The sequence below is a fragment of the Ruegeria sp. CL6 genome (assembly GCF_056536465.1).
Genome location: NZ_JBQFPR010000002.1, coordinates 793,880 through 814,747 on the forward strand (window position 1 = coordinate 793,880; position 20,868 = coordinate 814,747).

18 protein-coding genes and 1 tRNA gene are annotated in these 20,868 nt (G+C 59.3%); 11 read left to right on the top strand and 8 right to left on the bottom strand.

The annotated features are described in order from the left end of the window. From ACR0LH_RS08800 to ACR0LH_RS08820, 5 genes are all read right to left on the bottom strand, one after another. A tRNA-Gly gene (locus ACR0LH_RS08800) sits at window positions 1-75 on the bottom strand. Between the two features lie 139 nt (window positions 76-214). After that, window positions 215-1,351, bottom strand: coding sequence for an N-acetylglucosamine-6-phosphate deacetylase (gene nagA / locus ACR0LH_RS08805; protein ID WP_480720562.1), 1,137 nt, complete (start codon window positions 1,349-1,351; stop codon window positions 215-217). Beyond that, complete coding sequence (locus ACR0LH_RS08810) at window positions 1,348-2,376, bottom strand: SIS domain-containing protein (RefSeq protein WP_480720564.1); 1,029 nt, start codon at window positions 2,374-2,376, stop codon at window positions 1,348-1,350. The genes nagA and ACR0LH_RS08810 overlap by 4 nt, the downstream gene beginning before the upstream one ends. Before the next feature lie 19 nt (window positions 2,377-2,395). After that, complete coding sequence (locus ACR0LH_RS08815) at window positions 2,396-3,145, bottom strand: GntR family transcriptional regulator (RefSeq protein WP_170695394.1); 750 nt, start codon at window positions 3,143-3,145, stop codon at window positions 2,396-2,398. Beyond that, window positions 3,132-4,007, bottom strand: a complete 876-nt coding sequence (locus ACR0LH_RS08820) for a glucosamine kinase nucleotide-binding domain-containing protein (protein WP_480720565.1) — start codon at window positions 4,005-4,007, stop codon at window positions 3,132-3,134. Before ACR0LH_RS08820 ends, ACR0LH_RS08815 begins: the two co-directional genes overlap by 14 nt. A 169-nt stretch (window positions 4,008-4,176) precedes the next feature. On the opposite strand from ACR0LH_RS08820, the gene ACR0LH_RS08825 reads away from it, so the two are divergent. The 7 genes from ACR0LH_RS08825 to ACR0LH_RS08855 all read left to right on the top strand — a co-directional run bounded on the left by ACR0LH_RS08825 (window position 4,177) and on the right by ACR0LH_RS08855 (window position 12,301). Then, window positions 4,177-5,070 (top strand): N-acetylmuramic acid 6-phosphate etherase, encoded by an 894-nt coding sequence (locus tag ACR0LH_RS08825; RefSeq protein ID WP_480720566.1) that lies wholly within the window; start codon window positions 4,177-4,179, stop codon window positions 5,068-5,070. 17 nt (window positions 5,071-5,087) lie between these two features. Further along, window positions 5,088-6,341 (top strand): ABC transporter substrate-binding protein, encoded by a 1,254-nt coding sequence (locus tag ACR0LH_RS08830; RefSeq protein WP_170411285.1) that lies wholly within the window; start codon window positions 5,088-5,090, stop codon window positions 6,339-6,341. A 66-nt stretch (window positions 6,342-6,407) separates the two neighbouring features. Beyond that, window positions 6,408-7,322 (top strand): carbohydrate ABC transporter permease, encoded by a 915-nt coding sequence (locus tag ACR0LH_RS08835; RefSeq protein ID WP_170548411.1) that lies wholly within the window; start codon window positions 6,408-6,410, stop codon window positions 7,320-7,322. A 10-nt stretch (window positions 7,323-7,332) separates the two neighbouring features. Then, a complete protein-coding gene (locus tag ACR0LH_RS08840; protein WP_480720567.1) occupies window positions 7,333-8,172 on the top strand; it encodes a carbohydrate ABC transporter permease in 840 nt (279 codons plus the stop codon). Continuing rightward, window positions 8,169-9,203 carry a Gfo/Idh/MocA family protein gene (locus ACR0LH_RS08845; RefSeq protein ID WP_480720569.1) on the top strand — a complete coding sequence of 345 codons (1,035 nt, stop codon included), beginning with the start codon at window positions 8,169-8,171 and terminating at the stop codon, window positions 9,201-9,203. The genes ACR0LH_RS08840 and ACR0LH_RS08845 overlap by 4 nt, the downstream gene beginning before the upstream one ends. Further along, window positions 9,200-10,192, top strand: coding sequence for an ABC transporter ATP-binding protein (locus tag ACR0LH_RS08850; RefSeq protein WP_170548402.1), 993 nt, complete (start codon window positions 9,200-9,202; stop codon window positions 10,190-10,192). The genes ACR0LH_RS08845 and ACR0LH_RS08850 overlap by 4 nt, the downstream gene beginning before the upstream one ends. A 219-nt stretch (window positions 10,193-10,411) precedes the next feature. Further along, window positions 10,412-12,301 (top strand): PhoX family protein, encoded by a 1,890-nt coding sequence (locus ACR0LH_RS08855; protein ID WP_480720570.1) that lies wholly within the window; start codon window positions 10,412-10,414, stop codon window positions 12,299-12,301. Window positions 12,302-12,321: 20 nt separating this feature from the next. Here the strand turns inward: ACR0LH_RS08855 and ACR0LH_RS08860 are convergent, their stop codons facing one another. Both ACR0LH_RS08860 and ACR0LH_RS08865 read right to left on the bottom strand, forming a co-directional pair. Next, window positions 12,322-12,888 (bottom strand): tetratricopeptide repeat protein, encoded by a 567-nt coding sequence (locus ACR0LH_RS08860; RefSeq protein WP_480720571.1) that lies wholly within the window; start codon window positions 12,886-12,888, stop codon window positions 12,322-12,324. 42 nt (window positions 12,889-12,930) lie between these two features. Further along, window positions 12,931-13,407: an Lrp/AsnC family transcriptional regulator gene (locus ACR0LH_RS08865; protein ID WP_170411303.1), complete on the bottom strand. Its 477-nt coding sequence runs from the start codon at window positions 13,405-13,407 to the stop codon at window positions 12,931-12,933. A gap of 103 nt (window positions 13,408-13,510) precedes the next feature. Here ACR0LH_RS08865 and putA point away from each other — a divergent pair, with 103 nt between their 5' ends. Together putA and ACR0LH_RS08875 are read left to right on the top strand one after the other, a co-directional pair. Continuing rightward, on the top strand, window positions 13,511-16,912 hold the full coding sequence (gene putA, locus ACR0LH_RS08870; protein WP_480720573.1) for a bifunctional proline dehydrogenase/L-glutamate gamma-semialdehyde dehydrogenase PutA: 3,402 nt from the start codon (window positions 13,511-13,513) through the stop codon (window positions 16,910-16,912). Between the two features lie 42 nt (window positions 16,913-16,954). Next, complete coding sequence (locus tag ACR0LH_RS08875) at window positions 16,955-17,698, top strand: rhomboid family intramembrane serine protease (RefSeq protein ID WP_480720574.1); 744 nt, start codon at window positions 16,955-16,957, stop codon at window positions 17,696-17,698. Here the strand turns inward: ACR0LH_RS08875 and ACR0LH_RS08880 are convergent. Continuing rightward, window positions 17,669-18,466 carry an IclR family transcriptional regulator gene (locus tag ACR0LH_RS08880; protein WP_480720576.1) on the bottom strand — a complete coding sequence of 266 codons (798 nt, stop codon included), beginning with the start codon at window positions 18,464-18,466 and terminating at the stop codon, window positions 17,669-17,671. The two genes, ACR0LH_RS08875 and ACR0LH_RS08880, sit on opposite strands and share 30 nt — an antisense overlap. A 228-nt stretch (window positions 18,467-18,694) precedes the next feature. On the opposite strand from ACR0LH_RS08880, the gene bhcA reads away from it, so the two are divergent. Then, entirely contained in the window at window positions 18,695-19,885 is a 1,191-nt protein-coding gene (gene bhcA, locus ACR0LH_RS08885; RefSeq protein WP_480720577.1) for an L-aspartate--glyoxylate aminotransferase BhcA, read from the top strand. Between the two features lie 11 nt (window positions 19,886-19,896). Continuing rightward, the gene (gene bhcB, locus ACR0LH_RS08890) at window positions 19,897-20,868 is read left to right on the top strand and encodes a beta-hydroxyaspartate dehydratase BhcB (protein ID WP_480720579.1); all 972 of its coding nucleotides are present in this window, start codon (window positions 19,897-19,899) and stop codon (window positions 20,866-20,868) included.

Genomic DNA, 20,868 nt, shown 5'->3' on the forward strand with positions numbered 1-20,868 from the left:
TGGAGCGGGCGGCGGGAATCGAACCCGCTTCATCAGCTTGGAAGGCTGAGGTAATAGCCAGTATACGACGCCCGCTCAGCGGAGGTCGGTTTAAGCGATGCGCAAGGTGCCGTCAAGCGCAGTTCGACAGCAGATTTCGATTTCAACAAGCGAAACTCAGAACGCATCCCGTGCGCTTTACTTTTGCCTCGGCAGGAGAGGTTGCGAGAGACTTTCAAGCCCGTTGAGGCAGCCATTCGCACGATTCAAGCCGGGCAGAAATTCGGATCATCGACGCGTACCGAAGCTGCTGCGCACCTGAATGTGCGATCAGTTGCGCAGGATATGAGGTCGCGGCTGCCAGCGCTTGGGGCAAGGGAACACCGACCTGCGTGACCAGCACGCGAATCGCGGTCGTCAAATCCAGATCGGCCCCGGCCAATGTGCCGTCCTCAAGGGTCAGCCTGCCATTTTCCCGCGTGATCCGGCGACCCTCTAGTTTAAACTCGGCCTGATCCGTCCCCGCGACGGCCATCGCGTCGCTTACCAGGAATATCTGACCCGGAGCGGATTTCGCCGCCCAAGCAGCACGCATCACTTCGGGGTGTACGTGAACGCCGTCAGCGATGATCCCAGCGGACAGCCCACCGTTGGCCAGCGCAGCGCCGACAAGTCCGGGTTCTCGATTTCCTAGCTGGCTCATGGCGTTGAACAAATGCGTCACGCACCTTGCGCCTGCCGCCGCATATTGCTGGCACGTCGCGAAATCGGCATCGCTGTGCCCCAACGAGACCAGAACTCCGGCTTCATGGAGCGCGGAAACCTGCTGCTCAGTTACGGCCTCGGGCGCAACGGTGACCATCAGGCAGGGCAATTCGGCAGCCGCCGCAATCAGCGCGGCCAAATCAGGTTCGTCCATCGGCCGGATCAACGCAGCATCATGCGCGCCCTTGCGAGCGACGGATAGGTGCGGCCCTTCCAAGTGCAGCCCGACTACGCCGGGCACGCCCGCACGGATCGCCTTCACAGTCGCCTCAATCGCAGTTTGCGTCTTTTCCCTGGTATCGGTGATCAAGGTTGGAAGCAGCGATAAAACGCCAAGCCTCCGGTGCGCCTCGGCGATTCGACGGATCGTTTCAACCGACGGGTCATCATTGAACATGACGCCGTCACCGCCGTTAACCTGAAGGTCACAGTAGCCGGGGCTTAGAATATCGCCTTTCAGATCAACAATTTCCCCGTCCCCTGCGACGCTCGCGTCAGGCAGGATTTCGCCCTCGCCCTCGCCTCGAAAAGTAATGGCGTGGTCGTACAAAAGCCGGTTGCCGTCAAAGATGGGACCGTTTCGGAAGGTTACCGTTCGATTTGTCATACCGTCTCAGTCACTTTCTTAAGGTGCCGAGGCGCGTCGGGGTCGATCCCTCGGGCACCGGCCACGGCCTCTACCATACCATAGAAGGCCGTGATGGCAGTGATCGGGTCCGTGATCCAGTGGCCTGTTTCAACCACCGGCAGGGCCGTCGCCCGCGAGACCTTTCGGGTCGTCGCGAATACGGCTGCCCCCTTTTCCGCGAGGGCGTCAGCGGCTTGCGCCGTGGCATCCTCTGCCGCGTCCCGAGCCGCGAACACGATTGCGGGGAACCCATCCTCGACGATCGAAACCGGCCCATGCAGAACCTCGGCCACCGAATAGCTTTCCGCATGAATCTGGCAGGTTTCCTTGATCTTCAACGCCGCTTCTCCGGATATGGCGAAGGACGGACCCCGGCCAAGGGTAAACAGGGATCTTCCGGTAATGGTGTCGGCGGCCTGGGACCAATCACAGTGGGCCGCTTTTTCCAACAATGGCGGCAGCGCCTGAATTGCACGCACCAGATCGGAGTCTTGCTTTACTTCGGCCAGCAACCAAAGTCCGGCTATCAAAGATGTCACGAAGGTTTTCGTCGCCGCCACGCTCAACTCTGGGCCTGCGTGTAAGGGCAAAACTGCGTCGGCGACCTCGGCCAAGCGCGAGACTGTGTTGTTGGTGATCGCAACCGTTGCCGCCCCCGAGCTGCGCAACGAACGCGCAAGTCCTACGATATCCGGGCTTTGACCCGACTGGGACACAGACAGGCAAACCGAACCTTCCGCCTTCAATTCGGCACCATAGATTGAGCTTACAGAAGGGCCGACCGACGCAACCGGCAAGCCCAACAACAGCTCGCTTGCATATTTCAAGTAACTGCAAGCATGGTCAGATGATCCACGCGCCACTGTAATCAGAAAGCGTGGTTCTGCGTCGCGCACGATCCGGGCGGCTTCTTGGATTTTTGGCGCACCCTGGGCAAGCAACCTGTCGACCGCGTCCGGGATTTCCAGGATTTCCTGACGCATTTTCGATGTAGATTCAGACATGAATTTCCGGTCCTTCCGGTTACAACCGCAGCTCGGCCACAAAGTCGTAGGCGTCGCCGCGATACAACGACCGGGTCAGTTCCGCGACCCGCCCGTTCTTGAGAAATGAGATACGCTCGATATTCAAACCAGCAGCGCCTTCGGGGACTTCCAGCAATTCAGCCTCGCGCGCAGCAAGGTTGAGAGCCGAGATTTTCTGAACAGCCCGCACCGGACGACGCCCCAGATCGTCAAGAACTTCGTACAGAGATGTTGTCACCTCGATCGGATTCGGCAGGATATCCAAGGGCAACGCCGCGCGCTCAAGCGCAAGGGGGCGGCCATCGGCCTCTCGCAACCGATAGATACGGGCTATTTGCTCACCCTCCGCAAGATTCAGCGCAGCAACTTCTTCGGTCGTTGGCGCGAAAACTCCGCGTTCAAGCCACTTCGAGGCGGTCTTCATGCCCCGGCTCGACATGTCCTCGGTAAAACTGGTCAGATGCGTCAAGGATTGCTCGACCCGCGGCACGCGTTCGCGGATGAACGAACCCGACCCCTGCCGCTGTTCGATCACACCTTCCTGAACCAGTTCTTGAATGGCCTTTCGCACGGTGACGCGCGACAAGTCGGTAATTTCCACCAACTCACGTTCGGACGGAAGTGACGAATTGGGGGCAAGAACGCCCGTGTCTATGCCTTCCTGCAATCTGCGCCGCAGTTGAACGTATCGAGGGCCATTCTCGGGAGAAAGCCACAAGTCAGCCCGAAGAAATTCAGTGATGCTCATGCCGGACCTCCTTGGCCAGTTCCAATGCGCCCGTCAGGGGTTCAGCCAACGGCGCAAGCAAGGCGGAGTGCATTTCAGGCGGAAGGTAATCCGCAAACTGCGCCGCTATTCCTCCGGTCAGGCAAAATGCCTGATCGGAACGCCAGCCCAAAAGCCCTGCCATCTCCGCGATATAATCTGCACCGGCCTGCATAATCTGTCTGGCGACCGGATCGCCACGACTGGCTGCCAAGGTCACGTCAGGCGCAAGCGTACCGAACTGATCAGGCGTCGCAGACCCCGCGAAGCGCACGATACCGGCGGCACTGTCGAAACGGGCCAACAGTTCGCGTGTTAACCCGGTTTCCGCTTTGACCCCGTCGACCACATTCAGCGTCTCTGTCAAAGCGCGGCGACCGACCCACTGTGCCGAGGCTTCGTCGCCCAACACAGACCCCCAACCCCCGGCGAACCTCATTTCGCCGCCCACCTGAACAGCCAGAAATGATCCGGTTCCGCAATGTGCAATCAAACCGTCCCGCGCACCCAACGCACCGCGCAGGGCTGCGGGCCGGTCATCCTTGATCCGCGCCTGCGTCAAGCCCAGAGAGACCCGCAATCGGGACGCAATCTTGGCATCGGTCACCCCGGCCAGCCCAACAAATGAAGGCCATTGCAGCAAGTCATCCTTGCTGCGGCCCAGACTGCTGGCCAACCGCTCCAGACCGACATTGATCTGCTCAACCGCGCCGTCAAAATCACTCGAAACATTGGCCGGGCCGGTTTCCACCGAGTGGACCGCACCACCCATGTCACAAGCAACACGGCACCGCGTTCCACCCCCATCAACCGCCAGAACGGCACTATTTCGAGACTCAGTCATGACAATACCATTATAATACCTTTTGCTATCAGGAAAGGCAAAAATGGACGACAACGAACCGAATTCACCGCCAAACTGAATATTTTCTCGAAATTTGAACCGCAAAAAGAAAAATATAGACAAGTGGTATTCAATAGGTATTGTAAAGGAAACCAATGGGGGGATTCTCTTGACGCTGCCGTCGACTGAACAACTGCATCAAGAAGCTACGCGGCTTGACCGAGGCGACCTGACGCTGTCCGCCCGCCTCCTGGCTTCGGGACAGGTTGCTGCCGCGAAAACCGCGCTTGAGGCGGTGGACGCAATAGCAGGCGGAGCGGCAGCAATGGCAAAAACCATCCGTTCCGGCGGCGTGATTCATTATGTTGCTGCGGGCTCCTCCGGCCTTATGGCGGCCGCCGATGCGCAAGAGCTTGGGGGCACGTTCTCAATCCCGTCAAGCCAGTTGCGGATTCACATGGCGGGCGGGTTGCCAACCGGCGTTGAAATGCCCGGCGCCGCCGAAGACGAGGACGCGGGCCTCAGAAACGACCTGCAAGACCTTCAGGCCAATGACACGGTAATCGCTGTGTCGGCCAGCGGGTCCACGCCATACACATTGGCGGCCTGTGAAATCGCCCAAAAAAAGGGTGCTACCGTGATCGGCATCGCCAACAACGCGCAAAGCCCGCTGCTGGAAAACGCCGACATCCCGATCCTTCTGGCCACGCCGCCTGAACTGATTTCCGGATCAACCCGTATGGGCGCGGGAACGGCGCAGAAGATTGCGTTGAATATGCTGTCTTCGCTGATGGCGCTCGAACTTGGGCACGTACATCAGGGCATGATGGTCAATCTGCGCGCTGACAATGACAAGCTGCGGGCGCGGGCCGCCGGTATCGTATCTCGGATCGCCAAAGTGGATGCGGCCACAGCACAATCTGCTTTGGACAGTGCGGGCGGCGACGTTAAGCCCGCCATCCTGATCGCAGCGCGCGGCCTGTCGCTGACCCACGCAACGGAACAACTAAAGGCGACAAACGGCATCCTGAGCGCCGCATTGGAAACCAAAAACAACTGCTAACCAACTGGGAGAATACAATGAAACGCAAAAGCCTGAAACTTGCCCTATTGGGCACAACGCTTATGGCAACCTCTGCCTTGGCCGAGGACGTGACGCTGACCATCGAAAGCTGGCGCAACGACGACCTGACGCTGTGGCAGGAAAAGATCATCCCGGCATTTGAAGCCGCCAATCCGGGCATCAAGGTGAACTTCACGCCCTCTGCCCCCGCGGAATACAACGCGGTTCTGAACGCCAAACTGGAAGCTGGCTCTGCGGGCGATCTCATCACCTGCCGCCCCTTCGACACGTCACTTTTGCTGTTTGAAAACGGGAACCTGGCTGACCTGAGCGATCTGGGCGCGATGGACAACTTTTCGGACGTGGCGAAATCCGCGTGGCAGAATGACGACGGCTCAGCCACGTTCTGCGTGCCGATGGCATCGGTGATCCACGGGTTCATCTACAACAAAGACGCATTTGCAGAATTGGGCATCGACGTTCCCACTACGGAAGACGAGTTCTTTGCCGCGCTGGACAAGTTCAAGGAAGACGGCACCTATATCCCGATGGCAATGGGGACCAACGACCAGTGGGAAGCCGCCACGATGGGCTACCAGAATATCGGCCCCAACTACTGGAAGGGTGAGGAAGGCCGTCTGGCGCTGATCTCGGGCGAGCAGTCCTTGACCGATCCGCAGTGGGTCGAGCCGTATGAGACCATTGCACGCTGGAAGGACTATCTGGGCGACGGTTTCGAGGCACAGACCTACCCCGACAGCCAGAACATCTTTACCCTTGGACGCGCTGCGATTTATCCGGCCGGTTCGTGGGAGATTTCGGGCTTCAATGCGCAGGCCGATTTCGAGATGGGCGCGTTCAAGCCCCCGGTCCGCAACGCGGGTGACGATTGCTATATCTCTGACCACACGGACATTGCGATGGGCCTGAACGCGGCGTCGGAAAATGCCGAAGCAGCGCGTACCTTCCTTGACTGGATGGGCACATCCGAGTTCGCCACGATCTATGCCAACGCTCTGCCCGGCTTCTTCTCGCTGTCGAGCCACGACATCGCGATGGAAGATCCGCTGGCGCAGGAATTCGTAAGCTGGCGGAATGACTGCGGCTCAACAATCCGGTCCACCTACCAAATCCTGTCGCGCGGCACGCCGAACCTTGAGAACGAAACCTGGAACGCTTCGGCTCAGGTCGTCAAAGGCGCGGAAAGCCCCGCCGATGCAGGCGCGCGACTGCAAGAGGGTCTGGCCTCGTGGTACGCACCGCATCAGTAAGTTGACGCATACCCGGGCGAGATTGTTCGCCCGGGTACCCCCCTTCACTCCTTTGAAAGCTGATCCATGAACCGCCCCCGCTTCCGCTGGCATATCGTTGTATTTCTGGCACCCGCCGTGCTGGTTTATACGGCGGTGATGATCTTCCCGCTGTTCAACACGCTGCGACTGGCGCTGTATACCGAGGTCGATCAGAGCCGCGTGTTCGTTGGATTGCAGAACTTTCAAACCCTGTTTTTCGACCCCATCTGGTCCGAGCAGTTCTGGAACGCTCTGGGCAACAACTTTTGGTTCTTCCTGATCCATATGCTGGTGCAGAACCCCATCGGGATCGCGCTGGCCGCACTTCTCAGCCACCCGCGTCTGCGGTTCTCGGCGCTCTATCGGTCGGCGATTTTCATCCCGACGATCCTGAGTTTTGTGATCGTGGGCTTTGCCTGGAAACTGATCCTGTCGCCCATCTGGGGCATCGCCCCTTCGATGCTGGACGCCGTGGGCCTGAAATCCCTGTTCGCGCCATGGCTTGGGAAAGAGGAATATGCGCTCACCACGCTGGCGCTGATCTCGGTCTGGCAATTCGTGGGCATCCCGATGATGCTGATCTATGCCGCCCTGCTGACCATCCCCGAGGAAATCCTTGAGGCCGGAGAGATTGACGGCATCACCGGGGCTTCGGCCTTCTGGAAGATCAAACTGCCGCTGATCCTGCCCTCGATCGGGATCATCTCGATCCTGACTTTCGTGGGGAACTTCAACGCGTTCGACCTGATCTATGCCGCGCAGGGCGCGTTGGCGGGGCCGGATTTCTCGACCGATATCTTGGGCACCTTCATGTATCGCACCTTCTTTGGCTTCCAGTTGCAACTGGGCGACCCGCATATGGGATCGGCTATCGCAGGCGCCATGTTCGCGATCATCCTTGTGGGCGTCTGCATTTACCTGTTCGGCATCCAGACCCGGATGCGCCGGTATCAACTGTGAGGGTCCAGCGATGAACAAAGCACGCCATAACCCGATCAACACCGCCGCAATGCACGGGGCGCTGATCCTCTACACCCTGATCGCCCTGTTCCCGGTCTTTGTGATCCTGATCAACAGCTTCAAATCCCGCCGCGCGATCTTTCGCGAACCTCTGGTGCTGCCGAATGCCGACAGTTTCTCGATGATCGGCTATGAGACGGTGATGAAGCAGGGGGATTTTTTCCTCTACTTCCAGAACTCGATGATCGTTACCGTCGCGTCGCTGTTCTTTATCCTGCTGTTCGGGGCGATGGCCGCCTATGCGCTGTCGGAATATCAGTTCAAGGGCAACCTTGTAATGGGTCTGTATCTGGCGCTGGGGATCATGATCCCAATCCGCATCGGCACCGTGGCGATTCTTGAGATGATGGTGGCCACCGGGTTGGTGAACACGCTTTGGGCGTTGATTCTGGTCTACACGGCCCAAGGATTGCCGCTGGCGGTGTTCATCCTGTCCGAGTTCATGCGGCAGGTCAGCGATGATCTGAAGAACGCAGGCCGCATCGACGGGCTGTCGGAATACACGATCTTTTTCCGGTTGGTTCTGCCTCTGGTCCGGCCCGCGATGGCGACCGTGGCTGTGTTCAACATGATCCCGATCTGGAATGACCTGTGGTTCCCGCTGATCCTTGCGCCGGCTGAGGAAACCAAAACCCTGACGCTGGGCAGCCAAGTCTTCATCGGGCAATTCGTCACCGACTGGAACGCGGTTCTGTCAGCACTGTCGATGGCGATCCTGCCGGTATTGATCCTCTATGTCATTTTCTCGCGCCAGCTTATCCGCGGCATCACTTCAGGAGCTGTCAAATGACCAAAGTTCTGATTGCTGGCCTTGGCAATATGGGGCTGAGCCACGCTCTGGCCCATCACAACCACCCCGACGCGCAGATCGTGGGGTTGGTGAACCGGTCCGGGCGCGTGGATCATCCCGAGCTGGGTCAATATCCCGCCTATTCGGATTTCCAGACCGCGCTGGCTGAGACTAAGCCCGATCTGGTGGTCGTCGCCACCTATTCCGACAGCCACGCCGATTTCGCCTGCGCCGCGATGGAGGCAGGCGCGCATGTGTTTGTGGAAAAACCGCTCGCCACCAACGTGGCAGATGCGCGGCGCGTGGTGGACACCGCCACCCGACTGAACCGCAAGCTGGTCGTGGGCTATATCCTGCGCCACCACCCCTCATGGGTGCGCCTGATCGCCGAGGCGCGCGATCTGGGCGGGCCTTACGTATTCCGCTTGAACCTGAACCAGCAATCCTCGGGGGCGGAATGGGAGACGCATAAAGCGCTGATGCAGACGACCTCGCCCATCGTGGATTGCGGCGTGCATTATGTGGATGTGATGTGCCAGATCACCGATGCGCAGCCGGTTCGCGTGCATGGTATGGGCCTGCGCCTGTCGGACGAGATTGCCGAGGATATGTATAATTACGGCCAGTTTCAGGTGATCTTCGACGACGGCTCGGTCGGCTGGTATGAGGCCGGATGGGGTCCGATGATGTCTGAGACCGCGTTTTTCGTGAAAGACATCGTGTCGCCCAATGGGTCGGTCTCGATCACCGATGGCAACAAGGGCGCGTCGGCTGATATCGACGGCCACACCAAGGTTGGCGGTCTGCTGATCCACACGCCGGGCGGCGACCGCACCGTCGAGATGCCTGACGAACCCGGCCATCAGGAACTATGCGACGCCGAGCAAGCCTACATGCTGCGCGCCGTCGCAGACGATATCGACCTGACGCGCCATATGAATGACGCCGTCCAATCCCTTGCCATTTGTCTGGCCGCAGATGAAAGCATCCGCACCGGCCAACCCGTTTCGCTCAAGGAGCCCACGACATGACCGCTCTGACCCTAACCAACGTGAACAAGTCCTTTGGCAATGTGCATGTTCTGAAAGACATCACGCTTGAAGTCGAAGAAGGTGAGTTCGTCGTTTTCGTCGGTCCCTCGGGCTGTGGCAAGTCCACCTTGTTGCGCGTGATTGCGGGGTTGGAGGATGCGTCCTCGGGTGAGATCAATATCGACGGCCAGCAGGTTAATCTGGTGCCGCCGTCGAAACGCGGGATCGCGATGGTGTTCCAAAGCTATGCGCTTTATCCGCACCTGAACGTGCGCGGGAACATGACGCTGGCTTTGAAACAGGAAAAGCAGTCCAAGGCCGTGATCGAGGAACGCGTCGCTACGGCGAGCCGGATGCTTAACCTTGAGGAATATCTGGATCGCTACCCTTCGGAACTGTCCGGCGGTCAGCGCCAGCGCGTCGCCATCGGACGCGCCATCGTGCGCGAGCCGAAACTGTTCCTGTTTGACGAGCCGCTGTCGAACCTCGACGCCGCGCTGCGGATGAACACGCGGATTGAGATTGCAAACCTGCACCGGGCGCTGGATGCCTCGATGATCTATGTCACTCACGACCAGACCGAGGCGATGACGCTGGCCGACAAGATCGTTGTGCTACGCGACGGGCGGGTCGAACAGATCGGAAGTCCGATGGAGCTGTACAACAACCCCGCCAACCAGTTCGTCGCCGGGTTCCTTGGATCACCATCGATGAACTTCCTGCCCGAGGGGTTGCTGGGTGAAGGCCAGAACACCATCGGCATTCGCCCAGAGGACCTGTTCCTGTCCGATGACGGCCCACTGACCGCGCGGGTTAGCCATGTTGAAAAGCTAGGCGGCGATACGAATGTCATCGCAAAGGTAAACGACCATTCGGTCACCGCCCGATTGTTCGGCCAGCACGCGATCCGCGAAGGTGAGGAGCTGCGATTCGCCTATACCCCGGACAAAGCCTATCGCTTTGATGCCAACGGGCAGCGTTTGCGCTAGGCGCGCTCACAAACTCCAAAACTCCATAGCACTCCAACAAGCACCGAAGTTAAAATCCTGCCATTTGGTTGGAACTTCGGTTCTTTGGAGCATATATTTCGGGCAGTGCCAGCCTAGCAGAAGACCAGCCAGACGCTTGTGCGAAGGTTGCTATTCAATTGTCACAATAGGGCTGTAAGTCCTTTTCATAGCTATTCGTTCCAAGTCAGGAGCTGCCCCATGAAAGACGCTGATCGCATGCCCCTGTCTGCAGACGATTGGGACGAATTGCACTTTCCGCGCCCCGAGGAAAACGGTTTTGACCGCGTCGTTGAAAGCGCCATCTCTCGCCGAGGGTTTCTGGGCGGCGTTCTGGCGTTCGGCTCGGGCGCGGCGGCAATGGGTGCCGGTCTGTTCGGGTCAACATCTGCGCAGGCGGTCGAAGCCTCGCGCTTTGCCTTCACCCCTATTCCGGCGCAGACGGACGGCACTGTTCACGTACCAGAAGGATATGAATGGAAGGTTCTGGCACGTTGGGGCGATCCGCTGTTCTCGGACGCTGACGGGTACGAGATCACCGATGGTGGGCCGGTCGAAAACTCGGACAGAATCTTTGGTGAAAACACCGACGGGATGGAAACATTCTCGTTCAAGGGATTAGAGCTGATCGCGATCAACCACGAATTTCCAAACAACGACATCAATCTTCCCGCCGCGCAGGAAGGTGCTCCGGCCAGCGCAGAAGACGTTCTGAAACTGCAGAATATTCAAGGCGTTACGGTGATGGAGATCAAGGAAGGCCCGGATGGATGGTCCGTCGTAAAGGACAGCCCGTTCAACCGCCGCATCCACCACAACACCCCTATGAAAATCGTCGGTCCCGCCGCCGGTCACGACCTGCTGAAAACCACAGCCGACCCAACCGGCACCACGTCGCTGGGCACCATGAACAATTGCGGCGCAGGCAAGACTCCGTGGGGGACGTACCTAACCTGCGAAGAGAATTTTAACAGCTATTTCGGATCGTCCGACGAAACCCTGACCTATGATCAAATAGTAGCGGATGGATTTGCGCGCTACGGCGTCAAAGCCCAAAGTTGGAACGGCTACGAACTGTTTGATCCGCGTTTTGACACGTCGAAAAACCCCAACGAACCGCACCGCGCAGGATGGATCGTCGAAATCGACCCGACCAAGCCCGACAGCACTCCGGTCAAGCATACCGGTCTGGGCCGTTTCAAGCACGAGAACGCCGAGATGACTCTGGCCGCGGATGGCCGCGTGGTCGTTTACATGGGCGACGATGAGCGGGGCGAATACCTGTATAAGTTCGTCTCGAACGGCACCTATCAGCCGGGCGGCGAGACCGAGAGCCTGCTGAACGACGGCACCTTGTACGCGGCCAAGTTCGATGACGACCTGTCGGGTGAGTGGCTACCTTTGACGCCGGAAACAACAGGCATGGACGCCGCAGAGATTTCGATCTTCACGCGCATGGCGGCCTCGAAAGTGGGCGCCACAACCATGGACCGCCCCGAATGGGTTGCCTCCAGCCCGGTTGCGGTTGAGGCGTATTGCTGCCTGACCAACAACAAAAACCGGGGTATCAAGCCAAACGCAGGTGGTGACGATACTTCCGTCAATGGACCTAACCCGCGCGAGGCCAACAAATACGGCCAGATCGTGCGTTGGCGGCCAAGCAACCAAGACCACGCCGCAGACACATTCGACTGGGATCTTTTCGTCATGGCAGGTAACCCAGCCGTGCATACGGATGCCTATGCGGGGTCGCCCAATGTCAATAAAGGCAACCTGTTCAATTCCCCGGATGGGATGGTCATCGACACAACCGGGCTGATCTGGATTCAAACGGACGGCAATGACAATAACGCGGAAGACTTTGCCGGAAACGGGAACAACCAGATGCTGGTTGGTGACCCGATCACCGGTGAGATCGCGCGCTTCATGACAGGTCCGAAAGGGTGTGAAGTCACGGGCCTCTCGTGGTCAACCGACCTGCGGACAATGTTCGTCGGAATTCAACACCCCGGCGGCAATTGGCCCGATGGTGTCACGCCACGATCCTCGATCATCGCGATCAAGCGGACTGACAATGGCTTGGTCGGCTAATACACCATTTGGGGACGGTGTCAGATTTCCTCTCCCGGAGGAGCCAGCGGCCCGCCGAGGGCCATCAGGTGACGCTCTGACAGCCACGGGTTCAATTCTAAAGCCTGCTGCAGAGCTTCCCGCGCTTCGTCCATTCGCTGAAGTCCGAGCAATGTCAGCGCACGGCCGCTGATCGCGGCGACGTGGTTTGGTGACAGCTCAATCGCACGGTCCAGATCGGGCAATGCAGCCTGAAAATCCTGCCTCAGATAATGGGCAAAGGCGCGCTGGTTGTACCCCTCGGCATAGGATGGGCAGTATTCGATCAGCTTGTCGAAATCCTCGATCGCGCCCAGCAAGTCCCATGCGTTCCGACGTGTCATACCCCGGTCCAGAACGGCCTGAGCCGTTTCGTCGGGCGCATCCGTCCAGAACTCCCACAGTTGACTGGACAGCGCACGGGCGGCCTGTTCGTTTTCGGCCTGTTGTATCTGCGAGATTATTCCGGTCACTCCGGCAGAATGATCCGGTGCCGTGGGGCAATCACCAGCAAAGGCAGCGCCCGAGGTTACGGCAACAATGGCAGAGGCAAGGAAAAGCTGTTTCATACAGCAATGGTGGCGCTTGCACGGCTTTCGTCAACCCGGCCTTCAGAACGCGCCCGAAACGCCGGTTTCCTTCACTGCCTCCATCGCGACAAAGGTCGACGTGCTGGCCACATGGGGCAACGAGGAAATTTTCTCGGCCAGAACAGCCCGATATTCGGACATCGAACCGGTGCGAATTTTCAGAAGGTAGTCGAAATTCGATGCAATCATATGGGCTTGCTCAATCTCGGCCACCTTGCGCACGGCTGCATTGAACTCGGCCAACGCCTTTTCGCGGGTATCGGTCAGACGCACCTCGACAAAGGCTACATGATCCAAACCAAGGCGGATCGGGTCCAGCAGGGCGCGGTATCCGGTGATGATGCCATCGGCCTCAAGTCTTTTCACACGTGCTTGAGTGGGCGATTTCGACAACCCGATGCGCCGCGCAAGGTCCGCGATGGGGATGCGCCCATCCTCTGACAGAATCGTCAGAATGGACTGATCGAATCGATCAAGACCCGGAAAGTCCTTTTGCACTGTTTTTTCCTCAAACTTCAGGCCATTCGCCTTACCGAAGCAGAAAATAAGGCAATCCTCCTGTCAAATCGACCCTATATTTATCAAAAGCCCCGGAGGATACATGTCACACAGCCTACGCGCCCATATCGACGGCCAGACCTATGCCGATCAGTCAGTCATTCTGGACCACCTGATTGCGCAGGCTGATCTTACGGAAGCTGATCGCCAGTCCATATGCGCATCTGCCGCTCAGTTGGTGCGCGATATCCGTTCCAGCACGTCACCTGGCATGATGGAGGTGTTTCTGGCCGAATACGGCCTGTCCACCGACGAAGGCGTGGCGTTGATGTGTCTGGCCGAAGCCCTGCTACGAGTCCCCGATGCCGACACGATCGACGCTTTGATCGAGGACAAGATCGCGCCCTCGGACTGGGGGAAACATCTGGGGCAATCCTCGTCTTCGCTGGTCAATGCCTCAACCTGGGCCTTGATGCTGACGGGCAAGGTTCTGGATGAAGGCAAAGCGTCCCCAGTCGGTGCCCTGCGCGGCGCAATCAAGCGGTTGGGAGAGCCGGTCATCCGCACCGCTGTAGGTCGAGCGATGAAGGAAATGGGCCGACAATTCGTTCTGGGTGAAACCATACAATCCGCAATGGATCGCGCCAAGGGGATGGAGGCCAATGGCTATACCTATTCCTACGACATGCTGGGCGAGGCCGCCCGGACCGAGGCCGACGCCGCCCGCTATCACCTGTCCTATTCGCGCGCGATTGCGGCCATTGCCGATGCCTGCACCCATGACGACATCCGCGCCAATCCCGGAATTTCAGTGAAACTATCGGCGCTGCACCCGCGTTATGAACTGGCGCAGGAACAGCGTGTCATGGATGAGCTTGTGCCCCGCCTGCGTGCGCTCTGCCTGCTGGCCAAAGCCGCCGGGATGGGCCTGAACGTGGATGCCGAAGAAGCCGACCGCCTGTCCCTGTCGCTGCAAGTAATCGAAGAAGTCATGGCCGAGCCCGCCCTAACCGGATGGGACGGGTTCGGGATCGTGGTTCAGGCCTATGGCCCGCGCGCCGGGGTGGTTCTGGACACATTGTATGACATGGCCCAACGCCATGATCGCAAGTTGATGGTCCGGCTGGTCAAAGGCGCCTATTGGGATACCGAGATCAAGCGTGCTCAGGTCGAAGGCGTTGATGGATTCCCCGTTTTCACCTGCAAGGCGGCGACCGATATCTCGTACATCGCCAACGCGCGCAAATTGCTGGGTATGACCGACCGGATCTATCCGCAATTCGCCACCCACAACGCCCACACCGTCAGCGCGATCCTGCATATGGCCAAGGATCAGCCCTACGAATTCCAGCGGCTGCACGGGATGGGCGAAACGCTGCACGGGTTGGTCAAAGATCAGAACTCTACCCGCTGCCGCATCTACGCTCCGGTCGGTGCGCATCGTGACCTGTTGGCGTATCTGGTGCGTCGACTGCTGGAGAACGGTGCGAATTCATCTTTCGTGAACCAGATCGTGGATGAGACTGTGCCACCCGAAGACGTCGCGGCAGACCCGTTTAACGCGGTTCGCGAACCTGCGCGGCCTCTGCCCACTGGACCCGAGCTGTTTCAACCCGAACGCCCGAACTCGCGCGGGTTTGACCTGCAGCACACGCCCACACTGGATCGGATCGACGCCGCACGCGATGGCTTTAGGGCGCACCATTGGTACGCACAGCCGCTTCTGTCTGGGGATGCGACGCCCGAAGATGATCAACCGGTCATCAACCCGGCCCAACCGCAGGACCGACCCGGCGCCGTCGCCCCAGCAAGCGCCGAGGATGTCGAACTGGCTCTGGCCTCTGCCGCACCGTGGCACTCACCAGCGCTCGTCCGGTCACGCATCCTGAACGCGGCTGCCGACCTGTACGAAGACCATTACGGCGAGCTTTTTGCCCTGTTGTCCCGCGAGGCCGGGAAATCGCTTCCGGACGCTGTGGCTGAACTGCGTGAAGCTGTTGATTTTCTGCGGTATTATGCTGCAAATATGCCTGATCTTGCGCCTGCGGGAACCTTCACCTGCATCAGCCCATGGAACTTTCCGCTGGCCATTTTCACCGGCCAGATTGCTGCGGCCCTTGCGACCGGCAACGCTGTACTGGCGAAACCTGCCCCGCAAACGCCCTTGATCGCGCATCGCGCCGTTCAGTTGATGCACGAGGCAGGCGTGCCACGGGATGTTCTGCAATTGCTGCCGGGTGGCCCTTTGGTGGGCGCGGCACTGACCTCGGATGCGCGGGTATCGGGCGTGGCTTTCACCGGCTCGACCGCAACGGCCCTGAAAATCCGTGAGGCAATGGCAGACAGCCTGCGGCCCGGCACACCGCTGATTGCAGAAACCGGCGGGCTGAATGCCATGATAGTGGACAGCACCGCCCTGCCCGAACAAGCCGTGCAATCCATCATCGAAAGCGCGTTTCAATCGGCGGGTCAGCGCTGCTCGGCCCTTCGGTGCCTCTATGTTCAAGACGACATTGCAGACGATCTGCTGACGATGCTGAAAGGCGCGATGGAGGCTCTGCAGGTTGGCGATCCTTGGCTGATTTCAACCGATTGTGGCCCCGTTATCGACAATGATGCGCGGCAGGTCATCGTAGATCACGTCGCAACCGCCCGTCGCGAAGGGCGCATCCTGAAAGAGATGCCAACGCCGCCCGACGGTACGTTCGTCGCGCCGACGCTTATCGAAATCTCCGGCATTGCCGCTCTCGAACGCGAGGTTTTCGGCCCGGTTCTACATGTCGTGCGGTTTAAGGCGTCCGAGATTGATCAGGTGATCGCCGACATCAACGCGACTGGATACGGTCTGACTTTTGGTCTGCACACGCGCATCGACGACCGTGTTCAGCACATCACCGAAGCCGTTCACGCGGGGAACATCTACGTGAACCGCAATCAGATCGGAGCGATTGTCGGCTCGCAACCCTTTGGTGGCGAGGGGCTTTCAGGGACTGGCCCCAAGGCCGGTGGCCCGAACTACATGACCCGTTTCTGCGCACCCGACCGCCAGAGCAGCGCCGGGATGTGGGGCACAACGATGGGCGACCTGCCCGCCCCCGACGGCAAAGCGGCATCGGTTCAAACCCGATCCCTGCCCGGCCCGACCGGAGAATCCAACCGTCTTAGCGAATTCCCCCGTCCACCTCTACTGTGTCTGGGTCCGGGTGAGGCCGCGGTTCAGGCGCAAGCGGCTGCCGTTAAGGAATTGGGCGGTTCAGCCATCCGCGCCACAGGAGCAATCGACTTGCACCGACTTGAAAATGCGACAGGTATCTCTGGCGTTTTGTGGTGGGGGGATGAGACCACGGCCCGAGACATTGAACGGCATCTGGCCCGCCGCACCGGTCCGATCCTGCCCTTGATCCCCGGCCTGCCGGACAAGACCCGCGTCCTGGCCGAGCGCCATGTCTGCGTCGACACAACCGCCGCAGGGGGTAACGCGGCGTTGCTGGGAGGTGCGGCTTAGACAGACCTTGACGCTGGGCTGCGGAAAGCCCAGCGTCGCGCCATGTTTCCGATCCGTGATCATAACCCTTCCGGGCGCGCTCCATACGTCGTTTATCTGCTGATGGCGGCGAATATTCTGATCTTTATCAGCTATGCAGGTGCCATGGATGACGCGCGGCTGATCAACCAGATCTATTATGACTACGCCGTGATACCGGCGCGGATCACGGAAGGTTTTGCGTTCGATACTCTGGTGACGTCAATGTTCCTGCATGGGGGCTGGATGCACCTGATCGGGAACATGCTGTTCCTGTGGATCTTTGGCGACAACCTCGAAGATGAGATGGGCCACCTGCCCTTTTTGCTGTTCTATCTGGCCGCCGGAATCGGAGCCGGCCTGATCCACGTCCTGACAGCGCCGGAGTCGTTGGTGCCCACCATCGGCGCATCGGGCGCGATTGCCGGTGCAATGGGCGGCTATTTGCTGCTGTTCCCAAGGGCGCAGGTCGATATCCTGTTGATCCTGATCGTTTATATTCGCGTCTTCACCATTCCGGCCTTTGTCATGCTGGGCGCTTGGCTAGCCATACAATTTCTGGGCAGCCTCGCCAGTAACCCGGACGAAGGAGGGATTGCGTATTGGGCGCACACCGGAGGGTTTGTCGTAGGATTGATCCTGTGCGCCCCTTTGTGGTTGCGGCGTGGTGGCGTCAAATACTGGAACCGGACACACGGCCATCCACCCCACCCCGAGCAGACTTACAAGTTTTCGCAATCACGCATCCCCCGCATCCCGCGCAGGTAGACGGCCTCCGCTTAGCTCGGTGATTTCCCTGGCGGCGGCCATAACCAAGCCACCCAAGTCCGGCGCGCGATCCGCTTTGAACCGGACCGTCGGGCCAGATACGGAAATTCCGGCACAAGGTTCGGCGCGGTCGTTGAATATTGCCGCGCCAATGCAGGACATACCCTCGTAACGCTCTTCCCGGTCATGCGACCAGCCCCGCTTTCGGGTCTGCGCCAAATCCGACTGCAAATTGGGCCCGGGCAGCAAAGTATTCTCGGTAAAGGCAGCCGGATCACCCAAACCCAACGCTTTGGTCAACCCGGCCTCCCCCAGTTCAGCCAAGATCGCCTTGCCGGTTCCTGACGCATACATCGGCGTCCTGGCCCCCGGTGGAAAGAACGCCCGGATGGGGTTGCCGGTTTCGACCTGTCCAACAAAAACAACCTCGAACCCGTCCGGAACCGCTAGATTGGCCGTCTCGCCGCTGTCCTGCATCAAACGTCGCAGGATTGGCCGTCCGATCTCGATCACGCTGTTGCGACGCAGGAACGACGCACCGGTTCTGTAAGCCTCGATCCCAATCATCCACTCCTGACGCTCATCGTCGAAACTGACAAAGCCGTGTTTCTGCAACGTGACCAGAATGCGATGCGTTGTGGCTGTGGGAACCCCGATCTCTCTGGCCAGATCGCTCAGCGCGGCGCGTTCCATGCGCGCAACCGTGGTCATGACGCCCAGCGCCCGGTCCAAAGATTGCATGGTCCCAGCCGAGCTTTCCTTGAACATGGATTTCGGCCGACCCCGTGGTCTTTTTTGCGGCTCTTGTCCCAATTTCCGTCCTCCTGTGCCCAATTTTTTTTCGCGTGGTGGTTTCGCTCCGTCAAAATGAAAAACGGAAATTCCCGCGAATTTCGCCAGTTATGGATTTTTTGGCAAAAATGAAAATATTTTTCAAGAAAATTGCATGACGCCACGTTATCTCGGAAAATGACCTCCAAAGCGGAGGAATAAGAGATGTCCAACCAAAACCCGGTTTTCATACCAGGCCCGACAAATATCCCGGACCGGCTGCGGCTGGCCATGCAGGTTCAAACGCAAGACCATCGCGCCCCGGACTTTGTCGATACGTTCGCCCCGGTTCTGGAAGATACAAAGCGGGTCTTCAGCACTCAGACCGGTCAGATCGTAACATTCCCTGCCTCGGGCACCGGCGGATGGGAAGCGGCGATCACCAACACCCTAAGCCCCGGAGACAAGGTTCTGGTGGCCCGCTATGGCGTTTTCAGCCACCGCTGGATAGACTTGTGTCAGCGGCACGGGCTGGACGTGCAGGTGATTGACTGCCCGTGGGGGACGGGCGCACCTGCCGACCTGTTTCAGGCAGCCCTTGCCAAGGACACGTCACACGACATCCGCGCCGTGCTGGTGACTCATAACGAAACTGCAACCGGAGTGCTTTCGGATATCGGCGCAGTGCGTCAAGCCATGGACGCCGCAAACCATCCCGCGATGCTGTTCGTGGATTGCGTAAGCTCGCTGGCCTCTGTGCCGTTCGAGTTTGACACATGGGGCGCCGACATCGCCGTGTCCGGGTCGCAAAAAGGGTTCATGCTGGCGACCGGGATGGCGATCTTGTGTGTCAGTGACAAAGCGCAAGAGGCGATGGCGTCCGCCAAGCTGCACCGCACATTCTTCGATTTCCGCGACATGATGGCGGCGAATGCGTCGGGCGGGTTCCCCTATACCCCGCCGCTGCAACTGATCTACGGGATGCGCGAAAGCCTCAAGATGCTGTTCGAGGAAGGCTTGGACAACGTCTATGCCCGTCACCACCGGCTGGCCGAAGGAGTTCGCCGCGCCACTGACGCGTGGGGCTTGAAGTTGGTTGCGCAGTCCCCTGACCTCTATTCCGATACGGTCAGCGCGATCTATGTGCCCGATGGTTTCGACAGCAACGCCCTGACGGATCACGCGTTTACCGCATATGGTGTGTCCTTCGGGGTCGGCCTTGGGCAGCTGAACGGAAAGGCGTTTCGCATTGGTCATCTGGGCAGCCTGACGGATGTGATGGTTCTGTCTGGCCTCAGCGCGATCGAGATGGCGATGGCGGACCTGAATTACCCGATCTCACTGGGCAGCGGGGTCGCGGCCGCGCAGGAGTTCTATCGCTCCGGCTCGTCCGACAACGCAAAGGCGGCAGCCTGAGGAGAATGACCATGCTGGATCACACCCCCGCCGCAGAGCTCACGATCGACGACATGCGAGCGGCGCATGAACGGATCAAACCATATATCCGTCGAACCCCGGTCATGGTGTCCGACTACCTGAATGACCTGACCGGCGCAGAACTGTTTTTCAAGTGCGAGAACTTTCAGGAGGCCGGCGCCTTCAAGGTTCGCGGCGCAAGCAATGCCGTGTTTGGCCTAAGTGATGAGATGGCGGCAAAGGGTGTCTGCACCCATTCCAGCGGCAACCACGCGCTTTCGCTGTCCTATGCGGCCGGACGGCGGGGCATCCCCTGCCATGTGGTCATGCCGCGCACAGCACCGCAGGCCAAGAAGGACGCGGTCCGGCGCTTTGGCGGAACGATCACCGAGTGCGAGCCGTCGACCACCTCGCGTGAGGCGACCTTTGCCGACGTACAGGCCCGAACGGATGGCGAATTCGTCCACCCCTACAACGACCCCCGCGTGATCGCTGGGCAGGCGACATGTTCGGCAGAACTGCTGGAACAAACTGGCGGGGTGGATGCGGTCATCGCACCGATTGGCGGCGGGGGCATGGTGTCGGGAACCTGTCTGACGGTGTCAAACCTAGCACCTAGCACCGCGATCTATGCAGCGGAACCGGAACAGGCGGACGACGCTTATCGTTCGTTCAAAGCGGGCCATATTATCGCGGATGACGCACCTAAGACGGTTGCCGATGGTCTGTTGGTGCCGCTCAAGGAAAACACGTGGCACTTTGTGTCCAACCACGTGACAGACATCTTCACCGCCTCAGAAGATGAGATCGTCGAGGCGATGAAACTGACGTGGAAATACCTGCGCGTGGTGATGGAGCCGTCCTCGGCAGTGCCTCTGGCGACCATTCTCAAAAATCCGGGCGTGTTTCGAGGAAAACGCGTCGGCGTGATCATCACCGGCGGCAACGTGGATTTGGACAAGCTGCCCTGGCTGAAAGGGTAA